This is a genomic window from Pedobacter aquatilis (assembly GCF_032678405.1).
Taxonomy (GTDB): Bacteria; Bacteroidota; Bacteroidia; order Sphingobacteriales; family Sphingobacteriaceae; genus Pedobacter; species Pedobacter aquatilis_A.
In genome coordinates, this window is sequence record NZ_JAVTSJ010000004.1 from 57,256 (window position 1) to 72,604 (window position 15,349).

A 15,349-nucleotide genomic window follows, 5' to 3' on the forward strand; every position below is an offset into this window, starting at 1 on the left:
AAAATTTTAAGGAATTGGTAAACTTAGTTTGTATCTTGATTACAATAACTTCTGGTTATCTGAAATAACTTTTAATGATTTCTTTCATACAACAGACCTTAGCACTTTTGTATTAACAAATAAGACAAATAAAAAATAGAAGTATGATAGAAGAGTTTATCAGGCAAATACGTTTCAGTCTTTTAGTCCTGCTGGTGTTAACGGTTGTGCTTGCTGGTCTGGTTTTTACAATGGTGATGTTGCGCTTTTATCCAGAACCCGCACTTATTTCTGAAACAAAAAAAGATAGGAATCCAAAAACCGCAGTAAAAAAAGAGGTTGTGGAAGCCGTTTTCTGGCAGGCACCGTCAATTGATGATTTACCTGATAATCAGGATAAGCAAATGATTAGCTACGGCAAGGATTTAATTGCAAGCACATCCAAATACTTAGGCCCTGAAGGTATAGTTGGCCGACTCACAAATGGAATGAATTGCCAGAATTGCCATCTTGAAGCCGGAACCAAAGTTTTTGGAAATAATTATTCAGCGGTTTATAGTACTTATCCCAAGTTCAGAGCCAGGTCAGGTACCAAAGAAACCATCGTTAAGCGTATTTCTGACTGCTTTGAACGTAGTTTAAATGGCTCGGCACCCGATAGTAACAGCAAGGAAATGAAAGCTATGATTGCTTACATGAAATTCCTGGGTACAGGTACAGGAAAAGGTACTACCCCAAAAGGAGCTGGTATTGAAAAATTAACTTATCTGGATAGGGCAGCAAATCCAAAAAATGGAGCACTTCTTTATCAGGGTAAATGTAGTTCATGCCATGGCAATACAGGAGCCGGGATCATGGATGCCAGTAATCAAAGTTTTGTTTATCCGCCACTTTGGGGCGAAAAGAGTTACAATGATGCTGCAGGTTTATACCGGATTTCGAATTTCGCAGGTTATGTAAAAAGTAATATGCCTTTTGGCGCATCGTCTGAAAAACCCTTGCTAACGGATGAAGAAGCCTGGGATATCGCAGCCTTCGTAAATTCACAACCCCGACCGCATAAAGACCAACATGCCGACTGGACAGACATTTCAAAGAAACCCATCGATTTTCCTTTTGGACCTTACAGCGATCAGTTTAGTGAAGTTCAGCATAAGTATGGACCTTTTAATCCGATTAAAGAAATGCATAAAAACACAAAATAAATAACAATGAAAATGATTAACCTTAAAACAACAGTAGCAATCATTGCCATGCTTTTTAGCCTCAATTTAGCTGCTCAGGAAAAAACAACAGCACCTAGTGTTTTCCATGGTGCCCAAACAAAAAACAAATCTTACAAAGCCGTATATCAGCTAAATACTGATGAAGATAAAAAGATTGTGGCTACCTTAAAAAACATCAGCAATGCATTGGAAGACCCACGATTAAAGGGAAAACTTCAGGTAGAACTTGTTGTGCACGGAGGAGGTGTTGTGGCTTTTAAAAAAGATTCACCTTACACCACCCAATTACTGGAACTTCAAAAGAAAGGCGTCATTCTCGCACAATGTGAAAATACACTTCGTGAGCGCAATATACCAAAGACTGACTTACTCGATTTTATTTCTTTCGTACCCAGTGGCAACGGTGAACTGATTATTCGCCAGGATGAAGGCTGGGCAATTATTCATCCTTAAAAGTTTATCATGAAAAAGAGATATTATTTGGTACTACCACTTTTAGCAGCAATGTTTAATGTGCAGGCACAAGAACAGCGCTTCGATCCGCCCTGGAACAAACCCTTTAACGATGGTCTCAATTTTACCATAAAAGGAATCGACAATGTTCCTGATCTATATGGAGATATTACGGATCCTCAGCTCGTTATATTTTTTGCGGGTAATCAGTTTATGGTGATAGATGACTTGCTGGCTGAATTTAAACTGGCTTATCCACAATATACCAGGGTATTTGCCGAAACTTTGCCTCCGGGAATCCTTGCCCGTCAGATTAAAAGTGGTTCTATAACCATTGGCAATATGAGGATTTCGAATGCACCGGATATTTATACCGCCGGTAAATCGAAAATTGTTGAAAATGCGGCCTGGTTTTCCAGAACAGAAGCTTATGCAAAAAATAAGTTAGCCATTATGGTGCAGAAAGGTAATCCACAGAAAATTACAGGCCTGAAAGATTTAGGCAGGAATGAAATTATCGTTTCCATGCCAAATCCGGAATGGGAGGGGATTGGTAAACGGATTGAAGAAGCATATGTGAAGGCCGGAGGTGAATCGTTGAAAATGAAAATTATGGAAGATAAAGTTAAAGACAAGTCAACTTATCTTACACAAATACACCACAGGCAAACCCCGATGAGGATTTTATATGAACAGGCGCAGGCTGGACCAGTCTGGTATTCTGAAGCATTTTATCAGCAGATGATTGGAAATCCGATTGAAATGGTGGAAATTCCTGATGGCGAAAATATCGAAGCTACCTATGTGGCTGGCCAGATGAAAAATGCGCCACATCAGAAAGCGGCAAAAGATTTTATGGACTTCATGCAAAGCGAAAAGGCCAAAAAGATTTATCGTAAATTTGGATTTACTACCGACTAAGCCTTACTTCAGATGTTTGATTTTAGATTGAAAGTTTTTTATGTCGTTGCCCGGCGGCTGAATTTTACCAAAGCTGCTGAAGAACTTTTTATCAGCCAACCGGCAGTGAGTAAGCACATCAGGGAAATTGAAGCGCATTACCATACACGTCTTTTCGAAAGAAACGGAACTAAAATTAAGTTAAGTATTGCTGGTACGGTACTGCTTGAATCGGTTGCAAAGTTAATGGACGTACATGGCAAGATGGATGCTGATATGGCTTCGCTGACCAACAAACTAGTTGGGAGTTTAAGAATTGGTGCAAGTAATACCATTTCCAGTTATGTGTTACCAAAATACCTTGCAGCTTTTAAGCAAAACTTTCCTGAGGTAGAGATAAACCTGATTTCAGGAAACACCGAAACCATAGAGAACCTGCTGCTCGAAAATAAAATTGATGTGGGTTTGGTTGAGGGTCAGTCGAAAAGGCAACACATTGTATATCAGCCATGGTGTAAAGATGAACTTGTTTTATGTACTGCAAATGGTAAACTAAGAAACAGGGAGCTGGCTTTATCCGTTGCTGAACTCAAAACTATTCCCATGGTACTACGAGAGCCTGGCTCGGGTTCGCTGGAGGTGATCGATGCTGCTTTAAAGCATGTTAATATTAATCCCGGCGATTTGCAGCGTGAAATCACCCTCGAAAGTACAGAAGCCATTAAGTCTTATTTGCTCGAATCAGAAAGCCATGCTTTTTTATCCGTTCATGCTATTCTTAAAGAACTTAAATGTGGAGATCTGAAAATTGTTGATGTAGATGGGCTGGACATCAGGCGATTTTTTTATTTCATTACCCATAAAACAGAAACAAATAATTTGATTAAAGCTTTTCTAAAATCTATTTTGGCAAAAACATCTTAACTGCATTCGTTATTTATTTTAGATTTTAATAATTGGAAGATCTATTTTACTTTTTCCAGTATCAGCTAAACCCTTAAAGTAATCCATTAATTTTGTTCAGGAATTTCTTTAATAAAAAAATCCTTACCACATCGGAGTAAGGATTTTTTTTTACTTATTGCCTTAAGTTTACTTGTTTATAAAGCCGTTTATCTTCTTTTGTTTTAAAAACTGAAGAACAGTACCAGCAATAAATAAAATCAGCAGTAGCAATAAGGTTTTAGCAATAATCGGGTCATTTGGCCCTGTAGCCAAGGGCTTTGCGAGTGGTACACGCGTAAAGGTTTCATTTATCGTTGGTACCCACGAAAGGAAAAAACTAAAAGATAAAAAGAAATTCTCGATATAACGGTTACGGTTATTTCCTTGCTTTTTACGGTGAAGAAAGTTAGCTACAACCACTAATATTAAAATAAATACCGAGAATACATGCCCTGGATTAAATCCGCCGTGTTTTGAAATGCCCAATGCTGTTAGTGCAGTAACAATAGTGCTGTAAAGGTATATTTTGCCTGATAATTCGGCCAGATTAATTTTGCTATACCTGATATACGATACAATAGCTGCAACAATGGCAATAACCCCAATAAAGGTATGAAAGATACCCAGCGTTGATAGTCCCATAAATTAAGGTTGTTTAAAGGTTAAGAAATTAAATGTGCTTCTGAGCTAATTTTGATGTTTAATACCTTTGATATTAAACAATTCTTTTCTGCATTTTTCGTAACGGCTTCAAATTCGTCGGTATTGATACCATCTACAGAACCGGTAATTTGAAGATGAACTGCAGTAATTGATAATCCTTCCATTTGAACGGTCGCTTCAGTAGTTAATGCAATGGGGTTTAATCCTTTTTCAGTTAATGCGGCACTAACGGCCATGGTAAAGCATCCTGCATGGGCCGCTGCTAACAATTCTTCAGGATTTGTACCTGTTTCTTCACCGGTAAAACGGGTTTTAAAACTATAATTGGCATGGTTTAAAATTCCACTTGGGGTATTTAATTCGCCTTTACCCTCTTTAAGGTTTCCAGTCCAGTGTGCTTTCGCTGTGCGTTTCATATTTTCTTTTTTTAATGTACTGTCGTTATTGACGATACAAAGATTGTAGAGAAAATAGAAAGGCTTTTTGCGAATCAGTTCAATTATTTGGCAATTTGGTTCAGTCTGAATTGGCTTGGACTTATTCCGTATTTATCGTGGAAACTTCGGGTAAAATTAGCCAAATCATTAAAACCGCATTCAAATGCAATATCGCTTATTCTTTTATTTGAAACAGTTAGCAGGTCGGTAGCCTTTTCAAGTCGCTGCGTTTTGATGTAATTGGCTGGGGTATCATCATAGTGTTTTGCAAATTCACGTTTAAAAGAGGATAAACTGAGGTTACAATAATCTGCAAGTTCATTTAAGGTCAAGACAGAAAAAAGATTGGCTTCTATAATTTGCCTGAAAGAATAGATAGCAGGTGAAAATAATTGAGATAATATCATTTGAAGGGCTTCTGCATTTTTGGTTTGGGAAAGTAAAATGATGATTTCCTTTAATTTCAAAATGAGAATATCCTCGTTAACCAGCATTGGATTTTCAAAATAGAATAAAAGCCCTTCAATGTATTTCTGTATTAAGAAGTCGTTACTGATGCGTTCACTGGTTTTATTGGAAACTGCATTTTTAGGTTTTTGCAATAGTGTGGGCATTTCCCGATCATAGATTTTCTTTAAAATATCAGGGTGGAAATGAACAATTACCAGTTTATTTTCTTGGGCAGAGTGAATGCTACGCATATTATTACCCACATTTCTACAATTGAGCAAAACCGATTCTTTGTTTGCAATATTCAGAGGCTTATCATCTATTTTATACTGCATTTCATTCTCCAGCATGTAATGGAAACAAGCATTGTCGGCAGCTGGCATCTCAAAAGTGAAAGGTGGTTTTAAAACAAGTACTTCCAGTAGTGTCTTACCAAACAGTGTATAGCTTTCGTGATCGCTTATCATGATTTTCAGGGTTGTTCAAATATAACTCATTTGGTATTTTATTATGAAAGTCTTTTAAATCATTACATTTCTTAGGTCATTATGAATTTGCCTTAGCCTGATAAACAATGAGCCGTACAGGCAAATAATTTGAGCTTTCTGGAACATCTTTAACCGCACAAAACATTGAGATTTGTGTTATTAGATTTAAACAGAATTACAATGGAAAATATCACAAAAATAAATTTAGGTAAAAATGGCCCCTTGGTTTCAAAACTGGGCTTAGGTTGCATGCGCATGTCTTCGGTATGGGGAAGTGCGGCCCGCGATGAAGCAGAAAGTATAGCAACAATTAACGCTGCATTGGATAATGGCATTAACTTTTTAAATACTGGTGATTTCTACGGCGCTGGCCATAACGAATTGCTGGTTGGAAAAGCTGTAAAGGGAAGAAGAGACGATGCTTTTATTAGTGTAAAATTTGGTGCTATCTTCCACAATGGGCAGTGGCTTGGTCTGGATTTACGGCCAATGGCTATCAAAAACTTTATTAACTACTCACTGGTGCGTTTGGGAATCGAAACAATAGACCTTTACCAGCCTTGCCGTATGGATAACAGTGTTCCGGTTGAAGATATTATTGGTACTGTGGCCGACCTGATCAAAGAGGGCAAAGTACGTCATCTGGGTGTTTCAGAAATCACAGCCGACCAGCTCCGTAAAGCAAATAGCGTTTATCCTGTATCAGCATTAGAAATAGGCTATTCATTAGCTGATCGTCAGATTGAGAATGACTTGTTGCCTACAGCTGAAGCGCTTGGAATTAGTGTGGTAGCTTTTGCCAATACTGCCGAAGGTTTACTAACAGGTAATTTAAAAGCACCACTTGCACCTGATAATCACCTGAATCATTTCTCTCGTTTTCAGGGTGATAACCTGATAAAAAACCTTGAAACGGTAGAAGTGTTAAAAAAAGTAGCTAGTGAAAGAGGGGTTACGCCTACTCAAATTGCCATTGCATGGGTAAATACACAAGGTAAACACATCATGCCATTAGTCAGTATGAGCAGTCGTTCACGTTTACCTGAAAATATTGCGGCAATGAATATTGAGCTAAGTGCAGCAGAATTAGAAACTTTAAATACTGCTTTTGCACCAGGTGCAATTTTAGGGGGTACCTATCTTCAGCGTTAAAAGTGCCGGGGCTTTACAAGCCCCAAATCTTGCTATTGTAGGCAAGCAATCGTGCTTTTTTATATATTTAAACTATGATCAATCCCACAGAAATTCTTCCTGAATTTATCTTCTATTCCTACTATGCAAAGCAACGAAAGGATAAGGTAGCTTTCCTTGAACACAATACGCTTGTGTTACAGGTTTCGGGGCGTTTTACCATTGAAACCGCAAGTGAAAAGGTGTCGATGGAAAAGAATGAAATGCTATTGATCAGGAAGAATCAGCTGGCCACCTTAACAAAAGCGCCTCTGGAGGAAGGTACTTATCAAACCATTATCATCTGTTTGCAGAATGATTTGCTTAGGCAAATTGCTTTGGAAGAAAAAATAGTTATCGACCAGAAATACAGTGGTACTAACAATATTCATATTCCAGCGAATGATTTCCTGCAGGGATTTTTTCAATCGATAAAACCGTATGTGAGTCATCCCGACGAAAAAATTACTAAAGCAGTAGGTTTATTGAAGGTTAAGGAAGCAGTACAATTGCTGTTATATATGAAACCCGAGCTTCGCGAATTCTTATTTGATTTTTCTGAACCCCATAAAATGGACCTGGAGAAATTCATGATCAGTAATTTTCATTATAACATCCCTGTTGAGAAATTTGCCCGCTTAACGGGTAGGAGCCTTGCCAGCTTTAAACGCGATTTTCAGAAGACTTTTAATATGGCTCCAAGACAATGGCTGCAGGATAAACGCCTGAATGAAGCAAGACACCTGATCGAACATAGAAACAGTAAGCCATCAGCTATTTACCTCGACCTTGGTTTCGAAAGCCTTTCTCATTTCTCTAATGCCTTCAGGAAAAAGTTTGGTAAAACACCTACAGCTTTAAGCTAAGCTAAAGTTTTGATTACTTCGCGATGTGTTTTGCCCCAGTTTACAAGTGTTTTAATTACCGGGATGGTGCTTTCACCATGTTGCGAAATGCTATATCCTTTTTTTAAAGGATAATCAGGTGATGGAATTTTGCAAATCAGGTGGTTATGTACTAAGTCAGTTAGCTCTTTTGCCAGCATTTTATCCGATATTCCAGGAATGCCATCAGCGATTTTTCTGAAATGATTAAACTCATCTTTCCGGTTAAAAAGATATTGCATAATAGGTAGTTTCCATTTGCCACTTAGCGTATCAAAACTATCCCTAAGGCTTAATAATTCTTTGATGCATTGCGGATAATTTATATTCTGATTTTCTGCCATAAATAATTTTAAAGGGCTAACCTTTGAGTTAGTAATTTCAAATATATGTAAATGCTTCCCGTAATTTGTTTTCGATTAAAAATATAGTTTATGTTTAAAAAAATACCAAGAGTAGTAATTACTGGCGAACAAAATGGACAATCGAAAATAATTTCTGACGGACAGGCAAAGAATGTTGTTGAACACATACCAGGGTTGGTTATTTCAGATGTATGGGCAACGACTGAAATGCCGGCAAGCTTAACACAAATGCCTGAAATTGAAAATACGGCATTTCCAAACACTCCTGAAAACGGAACCTATTTTAGATATGTTTCCATTCCTCCCGACAATACACTCCAAGTTGAAGGCAATAGAACCGGGAAACGCCATCCCTTATTTCACCAAACCGATACACTGGATTATATAATTATCGCTTCCGGAGAAATATACCTGGTTCTTGACGATTCGGAAACATTGCTTAAGGCTGGCGATATAGTGATTCAACGAGGTACGGGGCATGCCTGGAGCAATCGGTCTGATGTTCCATGTATTCAGCTTGCTGTGTTAATAGATGCCTCAAAAATATAATTAAATTTCACATCATTAATAACAGTTTGATAATGTTAATTTAACTGGCAGGAAAAAAACAAGTTGCAATATTACAGCGTTTAAGTTGATGAACAATAAAGCCTAGTAGTATGGATGATATTAATGTTCAGTCCCGGGAACAAATAAACTTCGAATTTAGCCGCTTTCGGCTGCCACAGTACGTAAATGAATTTCGTCCTGCTGTTTACCTAATCAATAAGGTGTATTATGCAGTACTCGGAACAGATCTGCAAACGGGTATCTGCGGAACAGGAGAAACGCCGGAAGATGCGTTGATAAGCTGGAATGATAACTTGCTGGCAGGATTAAGAAACCCTGATTTAAGCAACCCATCCATGCATTTTGTACTTGATACCATGAAAGCTTTACGTCAGGAGATTTAACAAGCAGCAGAATTAATAGGGTAGTTTGTATATTTTTTTACCATTGGTATGGAATGCATAAGTGTTGTGCATCATTACTTAAAATGCAAAGGTGAAAGACATACAATTGATTTTAACTAACCCTTGTTTAGAACAGTGGGAGAATATGGCAGCAACAGGTGCCGGACGTTACTGCGATCGCTGCGAAAAAAATATTGTTGATCTTACCGACAAATCAGATGCAGAACTAATCCAATTCTTTAAAAGAAAGAAAGATAATGTTTGCGGACGTTTACTTTCAAGCCAGCTTAATCGAAAATTAATAGTGCCACCTGCAAAAAAGAACTGGCATTGGTTAATGCCGCTTGCCATTGGCGCTATTGCGATTACGCCAGTACAGGCACAGCAGTTAAAACCGGTGGTTGTAAATAATTCTTCACCAGATAAATTAGCCCCACAAGATGAATTTAAATTGCCTGAATTAAATCAGAAAATTACTGTTCATGTTGTCGACAGTTTGACTGGTAAGCCTTTAAGCGGTGTTCGCTTAAGACAGAAAAATTTTCAGAACGTACTGGCTGTTTCGGATAGTAGCGGGAAAATGGAGATTATCCTGCAGGATGTAAATAATGCCGTTCCTTTTGTCTTAGATCTAAACGGACAATCAGTAGCAGAACTTTTTTTAAAGGATAACATGGTAATTAAGGTTAAGCAGCCGGTGGTTATCAGGCTTGGAGGCGTAGTTGCTGGGACAAGGATCAATGTACCGTTGTATGTTGTTTCTTCGGGGAAAAAAAGCTGTGAAATAGCGCCTTCGCGAATGGATGACTTTAATCCGGCGTGGATAGAAAAACTGGAAGTTTTAACCAATGCAAAGGCAACTGCTTTATATGGTGCAAAAGGAGCTAATGGCGTTATCCTCATCCAGATTAAAAAAGAGTATGCCAGGAAGTTTAATTTCTCTGGAAAGAAATAGTTTGTTAACCGTGCAATAAATTGTTTTACATAAAATTATATCGGCCTAAGTCTTTAGTAAACTCAAAAAATCACCTTTTTACAGGATTGACCAGCCTCATCAGCTCTACTATTTTTATCATAAGAAATAATGTAAAAAATCCTGGTTCTAAGTACAACTACTAAACTGAAAAACCAGGATGCTGTAAGTTTCATTAAAAACAAATCTTATGAAAAAAGTATTATTTATCCTTTTCCTAACCATTGGAACAGCAGGGATGACAAAAGCACAGGTTTTGAGCAAACTCAATGAAAAAGCAAAAACAGCCTTAGGAAACTCAGTCGACCGCTCGACTGATAAAGTAGTAGACAAAACTGTAAGTAAAACGGCCGATAATGTTACAGATAAAGTTTTAAATAAAGCAGGTGAGAAATTGAATAATCTGTTCAAAAGGAAAAATAAGAAACATGCTGATACTATTCCGGTAAACGTACCAGATTCGAATAAAACAGCAACTATTTCTACCCGAAATAACGAATAATAAAGAAAAGAGGACATAAGCCCTAAAGCATATTTGTCCTCTTTTTTATCTGATTTATTTTTAATTTACCAATATAAACGGTTCAGTTGCCTCGCCGGTCCATCGATATTGATGAATTGTTGTACTTTGAACGCCAGCTTTTGTTTTTTTATCGTGCGAAATATAAAAACGGCCATTACCAATAGGGCAAAGCCCTGTTGCACCCCATTTAAAGTGCCAGCCGTTTATACCTGATGAAGTATCGCGAAGGCCTGCATTGAGCAATGCCAGTGTTTGTACTTTGATACTTTCGTTACCAAAGGAAATCGAAGACGTGCCAGGTTTTTTCTTCATGTCGATAACAAACAAATCATAGTTTGGATATTGTGGTTTTGCTCCTTTATAAACAGCGGCAAATAAATTTCCGCTTGTTTCATCATAAGCCAGGTTTTGTATGCCGTAGCGTGTATTCCCCGTTTTAACAAAGTATTTGCCTGCGGGTTTTTTAGGGCCTGATTGATGCAGATTACCTTGAGTTAAAACTCTCGCGTATTTTTGCCAGTTGCCTGTGTCATATTTCAAAATAACCTGATTGTCATTATCATTACGATTAACATCTCCATAAATACCATAAGCAATGTAAAGAAACTTTTTGCTGTTAACCGGGGCTCCAGCAGCCGGGGCGAATGCAATGCCATCTATACCTGAACAGGCAAAGCGGTGTAGTATTTCGGTATTTTCAGTTTTTAAAATTGCATTATAATCGTTAACAGCTTCTTTAATAAATACAGTAGTTAACAGATCTGATTCATCGGCCTGCATATCAGGTTTTGTTATTTTTGATGCATCGAAAATGGCTATATAGAAACCGTCCTCACCAGGATTCTGAATTCCAAGCTCTTTCTTTATTCCTTTGCCAATTGCATCATTTTTATATTCAAGCGAGGCATAAATATCCCCTTTTTCATTAATGTCTATATCACCCAGGTGGCCGATAAAACCTGTAACACTGCCAAGTAATTTGCCTGATAAATCTGTTTTTACCAGCTTATTGGTAAAAGAAAAATAAGTGAAACCTTTTGTTCGGTCAATTGCGATACCCTGAACATGAAAATTACCTTGTTCGCCCGAATAAATTGAATCAGGAAGCTTAAGTTCCTGGCAGAAACTATTGCCAATCACTGCGAATAACAGAAACACAACTGAAATCAATTTTCTCATCTTTTTAAGCGGTAAAATGTCTCAGGCAAAGATGAACCTGTTTCGGGTTAAATACAAATTTTACCCATTAAGTTTTAGTGATGAAATTAAAGAAATCTATTGTTTTTAAGCTTGTTGTAATTTCTTAAAAAATATTTAACGGGAACTTAACAGCTTTGCGAAACCAGTAATCCTTTGTCTTGAAAAAATCTCTTTAATTATTAGCATTGTACATGCCATCAGCTTAAGTTAAAATGCAAATTATTACTTCTTAAGTTCGATAAATGTCTTGAAAAGCAGGATAAAATTAAGGTGATATGCTTAAAATAGTTCTTTTTCCATACAACTTCAAAGGTTAAAATAAGTTAATGATAGGTTTATATCCGGACGATAGTTTTGCGCCAATTCTAGGGAACCTACAGAATAGACTAAAACGGTTTAATACCCATAACTAATTATTTAACTGATGAAAAAAACTTTACTGCTCATGCGGAAGTATACACTTTTTAGTGTGGTGACCATGCTTCCGATGGCTTTGCTCAGCAGCCCTGCAATGGCAGGCGTTGAACCGATGGACTTGTCCATTACATCCCACAAACAAGAACAGGGTACTATTACCGGAAAGGTGGTTGATGAAAAAGGAGAAACACTTCCAGGCGCAAGCATTGTGGTGCGTGAATTGAATAAAGTAACGCAAACCAATCCAGATGGTACATTTAAAATAAGTGTGCCGGCCGGAACATATACCATTCAGGTAAGTTTCATTTCTTACACTACAGTTACTTTGGGGAAAGTTGTAGTAAAATCTGCAGACAATACACCATTGAATATCACATTAAAAGGCGAAACAGGAAGCTTAAATGAAGTACTTGTAGTTGGTTATGGAACACAGAAAAGAGAAAATGCTACCGGGGCTGTAGACCAGATAAGTGCGAAAAACCTGGAAAACAGGCCGGTTACTAATCTTACGCAAGGTTTACAAGGTTTAATACCAAACTTAAATCTGAAAATGATGGATGGTAAACCAACACAATCTCCAAGTTATAATGTTCGGGGTACAACTTCAATCGGGCAGGGAGGAAGTGCACTAATTTTAATCGATGGTTTTGAGGGAGACCCAAGTCTTTTAAACCCAAACGATGTTGAAAGCGTTACCGTACTGAAAGATGCCGCTTCGGCTGCTATTTATGGTGCCAGAGGGGTTTTTGGTGTGGTTTTAATCACAACTAAAAAAGCTGAAAAAGGCCGTACGAGTATCAATTTTTCAACTAATTATGCGATTAAAAGTCCACTGCAGGTTCCTGATTTCGTAACGGATGGATATACCTGGGCAAAAATGTTTGCTGAAGCTTTTGTAAATGGTGATGGAGCTTTTCCTCAGAATGCCAATAAAACACAGAAATTTTCGCAAGCTTATCTCGATGAGTTCAAAAGAAGAGCAGAATCCGGACAACCCTACAACCAGATTGAGGTAAATCCGACAACTGGTGAGTACACTTATTACGGAAGTACAGACTACTACGCCGAATTGTATAAGAAAAATACAGCAGCAACTGAAAACAACCTTTCTGTTAGTGGTGGCGGCGAAAAAGCTTCATTCCTGGTATCGGGTCGCTTTTTGAACCAGGATGGTTTATTTAAGTATAACAGCGACGATTACGACATGAAAAATATTCGTGCAAGAGGTTCGGTGCAGGTATATCCATGGTTAACCATCGAGAACAACGCCGATTACTCTGTTATGAATTACCACAACCCGATTAATGTTGGCGAGGGCGGTGGAATCTGGCGTAACATTGCTGATGAAGGTAAACCAACTATGCCAATATTCAACCCTGATGGCTCGCTTACTTTTGCTGCAGCATATACTGTTGGTGATTTTATTTATGGGAAAAACGGCATCGATACCCGCCGTCAGGTTTTTAGAAATATCACTGGGCTTAGAACCAATTTCTTCAATAATAAATTCAGGGTAAATGCCGATTTCACTTTCCGTAATACTAATAATAATATTGAGCAGAAAAGAGTGCAAGTGCCCTACAGTAACAGCCGGGGCGTTACCGCGTTTGTGGGTACAACTACGAACGATCTTTTGTTCGACCAACGTGAAACGCAATACCTGGCAACCAATATTTACGCCGAGTACGAAAACAGGTTTGGTACTGACCATTACCTTAAAGCCATGGCTGGTTATAACTATGAACAATCTACATATAACCGTATAGCTGTACAGCGAAACGGGATTATTTTTGAGGATGCTACAGATTTAAACCTTGCCTTGGGACAGTCAATTGCTACTGGTGGAGGTTATGAGCAGTGGGCTATACTTGGTGGTTTCTCCAGGTTAAACTATACTTTTAAAGGCCGTTACCTCCTTGAAGTAAATGCCAGATATGATGGTTCATCAAAATTTCCTGCCAGTCAGCGTTATGGTTTTTTCCCTTCAGTTTCTGCCGGATGGAGAATTAATAAGGAAGCATTCTGGAGTGTTTCTGATAAGCTTATCTCTGATTTAAAACTACGTGCTTCTTATGGTTCGCTTGGAAATGGTAACATCGCATCATATGCCTTTCAGGAAATTTTTAATATCAGCCAGTCGGGAGTGATCTTAAACGGTGTAAGACCGCAAACTACACGTATTCCGGCAGTTTTACCTGATGGACTTACCTGGGAAACCTCAACTACAAGCAACCTTGGTCTTGATTTAACAATGTTTTCGGGTCGATTAACATTTGCCGGCGATGCTTATATCCGTAAAACAACTGACATGTTTACCTTTGGATTAACACCTCCTGCTGTATTCGGTGCCGATGTGCCAAAAGGTAACTATGCAGATTTAACAACCAGGGGATGGGAAGTTTCAGTAGCCTGGAATGATAAAATTGGCGCTTCTGATAAACCTTTTCGCTACAATGTAAGATTAACACTTGCCGACAATAAAACTAAAATAGATAAGTATAACAATCCGGATAAATTGTTGAGCGACTACTATGAAGGACAGACCTTGGGCGAAATCTGGGGTTATGAAACTGAAGGTTTTTTTATAGATGATGCTGATATCGCTTCACATGCTAAGCAAGATCCGCAGATGCGTGCTTCACCTACGGGAAAGTGGTTTCCAGGAGATATCAAGTTAAGAGACCTTAATGGTGATGGCTTTATCAACGTGGGTGAAAATAAAGTGGGTAAATCCGGCGACAGAAGAATTATTGGTAATTCTGCACCAAGATACCTTTACGGCATAAACCTTGGCGCCGATTGGCATAATTTCTCTTTCTCTGTTTTCTTTCAGGGAGTGGGTAAACAACAATGGTATCCGAGTACTGAAACAGAGATGTTCTGGGGCCAGTATAATCGCCCTTACAACAATATCCCAACCTTTCATTTAGGTAATATGTGGACACCAGACAACACCGATGCTTATTTCCCAAGAACAATGTCGAGGGCAGCATCAAGCAATACCAACCGTACGTTAGGCGTGGCACAAACACGTTATCTGCAAAATGTAGCTTATATCAGGATGAAAAACCTTCAGATTGGTTACACTTTGCCTGGAAAATGGATAAACAAGGTAGGTCTTCGCAGTGCGAAAGTATTCTTCTCAGGAGAAAACCTGTTTACCTATTCACCGATGTATAAAATCGTTAAACATACCATCGATGTTGAAAATGCAGTGCCTTCCGATCAGGATTTAAATGCAGGAAGTACAAATGGAGATGGTTACAACTATCCTTTAATGAAAAGTTATTCTTTAGGCTTAAACATTGGTTTTTAGAATACCA

At 38.2% G+C, this 15,349-nt stretch carries 16 protein-coding genes; 11 read left to right on the forward strand and 5 right to left on the reverse strand.

Annotated features, from left to right (window positions below; all coding sequences use genetic code 11):
• The first annotated feature begins 143 nt into the window (after positions 1–143).
• From R2R71_RS11840 to R2R71_RS11855, 4 genes are read left to right on the forward strand one after another with little or no spacing between them, the layout of a single operon-like run.
• The gene (locus R2R71_RS11840) at positions 144–1,184 is read left to right on the forward strand and encodes a c-type cytochrome (RefSeq protein WP_316831480.1); all 1,041 of its coding nucleotides are present in this window, start codon (positions 144–146) and stop codon (positions 1,182–1,184) included.
• Between the two features lie 6 nt (positions 1,185–1,190).
• A complete protein-coding gene (locus tag R2R71_RS11845) occupies positions 1,191–1,658 on the forward strand; it encodes a DsrE family protein (protein ID WP_316831481.1) in 468 nt (155 codons plus the stop codon).
• Between the two features lie 9 nt (positions 1,659–1,667).
• Positions 1,668–2,579 carry a substrate-binding domain-containing protein gene (locus R2R71_RS11850; protein ID WP_316831482.1) on the forward strand — a complete coding sequence of 304 codons (912 nt, stop codon included), beginning with the start codon at positions 1,668–1,670 and terminating at the stop codon, positions 2,577–2,579.
• Positions 2,580–2,591: 12 nt separating this feature from the next.
• The gene (locus tag R2R71_RS11855) at positions 2,592–3,482 is read left to right on the forward strand and encodes a LysR family transcriptional regulator (protein ID WP_316831483.1); all 891 of its coding nucleotides are present in this window, start codon (positions 2,592–2,594) and stop codon (positions 3,480–3,482) included.
• A 168-nt stretch (positions 3,483–3,650) separates the two neighbouring features.
• Here the strand turns inward: R2R71_RS11855 and R2R71_RS11860 are convergent, their stop codons facing one another.
• The 3 genes from R2R71_RS11860 to R2R71_RS11870 form a co-directional block, all read right to left on the reverse strand.
• Positions 3,651–4,145 carry a hypothetical protein gene (locus tag R2R71_RS11860; protein ID WP_316831484.1) on the reverse strand — a complete coding sequence of 165 codons (495 nt, stop codon included), beginning with the start codon at positions 4,143–4,145 and terminating at the stop codon, positions 3,651–3,653.
• 20 nt (positions 4,146–4,165) lie between these two features.
• The gene (locus tag R2R71_RS11865) at positions 4,166–4,582 is read right to left on the reverse strand and encodes an OsmC family peroxiredoxin (RefSeq protein ID WP_316831485.1); all 417 of its coding nucleotides are present in this window, start codon (positions 4,580–4,582) and stop codon (positions 4,166–4,168) included.
• An 83-nt stretch (positions 4,583–4,665) separates the two neighbouring features.
• Entirely contained in the window at positions 4,666–5,520 is an 855-nt protein-coding gene (locus R2R71_RS11870; protein ID WP_316831486.1) for an AraC family transcriptional regulator, read from the reverse strand.
• A gap of 201 nt (positions 5,521–5,721) precedes the next feature.
• Here R2R71_RS11870 and R2R71_RS11875 point away from each other — a divergent pair, with 201 nt between their 5' ends.
• Together R2R71_RS11875 and R2R71_RS11880 are read left to right on the forward strand one after the other, a co-directional pair.
• Positions 5,722–6,693: an aldo/keto reductase gene (locus tag R2R71_RS11875; protein ID WP_316831487.1), complete on the forward strand. Its 972-nt coding sequence runs from the start codon at positions 5,722–5,724 to the stop codon at positions 6,691–6,693.
• Between the two features lie 74 nt (positions 6,694–6,767).
• Positions 6,768–7,577, forward strand: a complete 810-nt coding sequence (locus tag R2R71_RS11880; protein WP_316831488.1) for an AraC family transcriptional regulator — start codon at positions 6,768–6,770, stop codon at positions 7,575–7,577.
• On the opposite strand, the gene R2R71_RS11885 is transcribed toward R2R71_RS11880, so the two are convergent.
• Positions 7,574–7,939: a helix-turn-helix domain-containing protein gene (locus R2R71_RS11885; RefSeq protein WP_316831489.1), complete on the reverse strand. Its 366-nt coding sequence runs from the start codon at positions 7,937–7,939 to the stop codon at positions 7,574–7,576. The genes R2R71_RS11880 and R2R71_RS11885 overlap by 4 nt on opposite strands.
• A gap of 90 nt (positions 7,940–8,029) precedes the next feature.
• On the opposite strand from R2R71_RS11885, the gene R2R71_RS11890 reads away from it, so the two are divergent.
• The 4 genes from R2R71_RS11890 to R2R71_RS11905 all read left to right on the forward strand — a co-directional run bounded on the left by R2R71_RS11890 (position 8,030) and on the right by R2R71_RS11905 (position 10,388).
• Positions 8,030–8,509: a cupin domain-containing protein gene (locus R2R71_RS11890; protein WP_316831490.1), complete on the forward strand. Its 480-nt coding sequence runs from the start codon at positions 8,030–8,032 to the stop codon at positions 8,507–8,509.
• Between the two features lie 110 nt (positions 8,510–8,619).
• Positions 8,620–8,913 carry a hypothetical protein gene (locus tag R2R71_RS11895; RefSeq protein WP_316831491.1) on the forward strand — a complete coding sequence of 98 codons (294 nt, stop codon included), beginning with the start codon at positions 8,620–8,622 and terminating at the stop codon, positions 8,911–8,913.
• Positions 8,914–9,004: 91 nt separating this feature from the next.
• Positions 9,005–9,868 carry a hypothetical protein gene (locus R2R71_RS11900; protein WP_316831492.1) on the forward strand — a complete coding sequence of 288 codons (864 nt, stop codon included), beginning with the start codon at positions 9,005–9,007 and terminating at the stop codon, positions 9,866–9,868.
• A gap of 208 nt (positions 9,869–10,076) precedes the next feature.
• The gene (locus R2R71_RS11905; protein ID WP_316831493.1) at positions 10,077–10,388 is read left to right on the forward strand and encodes a hypothetical protein; all 312 of its coding nucleotides are present in this window, start codon (positions 10,077–10,079) and stop codon (positions 10,386–10,388) included.
• Between the two features lie 60 nt (positions 10,389–10,448).
• Here R2R71_RS11905 and R2R71_RS11910 read toward each other — a convergent pair whose 3' ends face one another.
• Positions 10,449–11,588: a hypothetical protein gene (locus tag R2R71_RS11910; RefSeq protein WP_316831494.1), complete on the reverse strand. Its 1,140-nt coding sequence runs from the start codon at positions 11,586–11,588 to the stop codon at positions 10,449–10,451.
• A gap of 445 nt (positions 11,589–12,033) precedes the next feature.
• Between R2R71_RS11910 and R2R71_RS11915 the strand changes: the two genes are divergently transcribed.
• The gene (locus tag R2R71_RS11915) at positions 12,034–15,342 is read left to right on the forward strand and encodes a TonB-dependent receptor (RefSeq protein ID WP_316831495.1); all 3,309 of its coding nucleotides are present in this window, start codon (positions 12,034–12,036) and stop codon (positions 15,340–15,342) included.
• The last annotated feature ends 7 nt before the right edge of the window (positions 15,343–15,349 follow it).

Coding starts and splice junctions, on each gene's coding strand:
- R2R71_RS11840 (WP_316831480.1), top strand. CDS start 144: ATGATAGAAGAGTTTATCAGGCAAATACGTTTCAGTCTTTTAGTCCTG.
- R2R71_RS11845 (WP_316831481.1), top strand. CDS start 1,191: ATGAAAATGATTAACCTTAAAACAACAGTAGCAATCATTGCCATGCTT.
- R2R71_RS11850 (WP_316831482.1), top strand. CDS start 1,668: ATGAAAAAGAGATATTATTTGGTACTACCACTTTTAGCAGCAATGTTT.
- R2R71_RS11855 (WP_316831483.1), top strand. CDS start 2,592: ATGTTTGATTTTAGATTGAAAGTTTTTTATGTCGTTGCCCGGCGGCTG.
- R2R71_RS11860 (WP_316831484.1), bottom strand. CDS start 4,145: ATGGGACTATCAACGCTGGGTATCTTTCATACCTTTATTGGGGTTATT.
- R2R71_RS11865 (WP_316831485.1), bottom strand. CDS start 4,582: ATGAAACGCACAGCGAAAGCACACTGGACTGGAAACCTTAAAGAGGGT.
- R2R71_RS11870 (WP_316831486.1), bottom strand. CDS start 5,520: ATGATAAGCGATCACGAAAGCTATACACTGTTTGGTAAGACACTACTG.
- R2R71_RS11875 (WP_316831487.1), top strand. CDS start 5,722: ATGGAAAATATCACAAAAATAAATTTAGGTAAAAATGGCCCCTTGGTT.
- R2R71_RS11880 (WP_316831488.1), top strand. CDS start 6,768: ATGATCAATCCCACAGAAATTCTTCCTGAATTTATCTTCTATTCCTAC.
- R2R71_RS11885 (WP_316831489.1), bottom strand. CDS start 7,939: ATGGCAGAAAATCAGAATATAAATTATCCGCAATGCATCAAAGAATTA.
- R2R71_RS11890 (WP_316831490.1), top strand. CDS start 8,030: ATGTTTAAAAAAATACCAAGAGTAGTAATTACTGGCGAACAAAATGGA.
- R2R71_RS11895 (WP_316831491.1), top strand. CDS start 8,620: ATGGATGATATTAATGTTCAGTCCCGGGAACAAATAAACTTCGAATTT.
- R2R71_RS11905 (WP_316831493.1), top strand. CDS start 10,077: ATGAAAAAAGTATTATTTATCCTTTTCCTAACCATTGGAACAGCAGGG.
- R2R71_RS11910 (WP_316831494.1), bottom strand. CDS start 11,588: ATGAGAAAATTGATTTCAGTTGTGTTTCTGTTATTCGCAGTGATTGGC.
- R2R71_RS11915 (WP_316831495.1), top strand. CDS start 12,034: ATGAAAAAAACTTTACTGCTCATGCGGAAGTATACACTTTTTAGTGTG.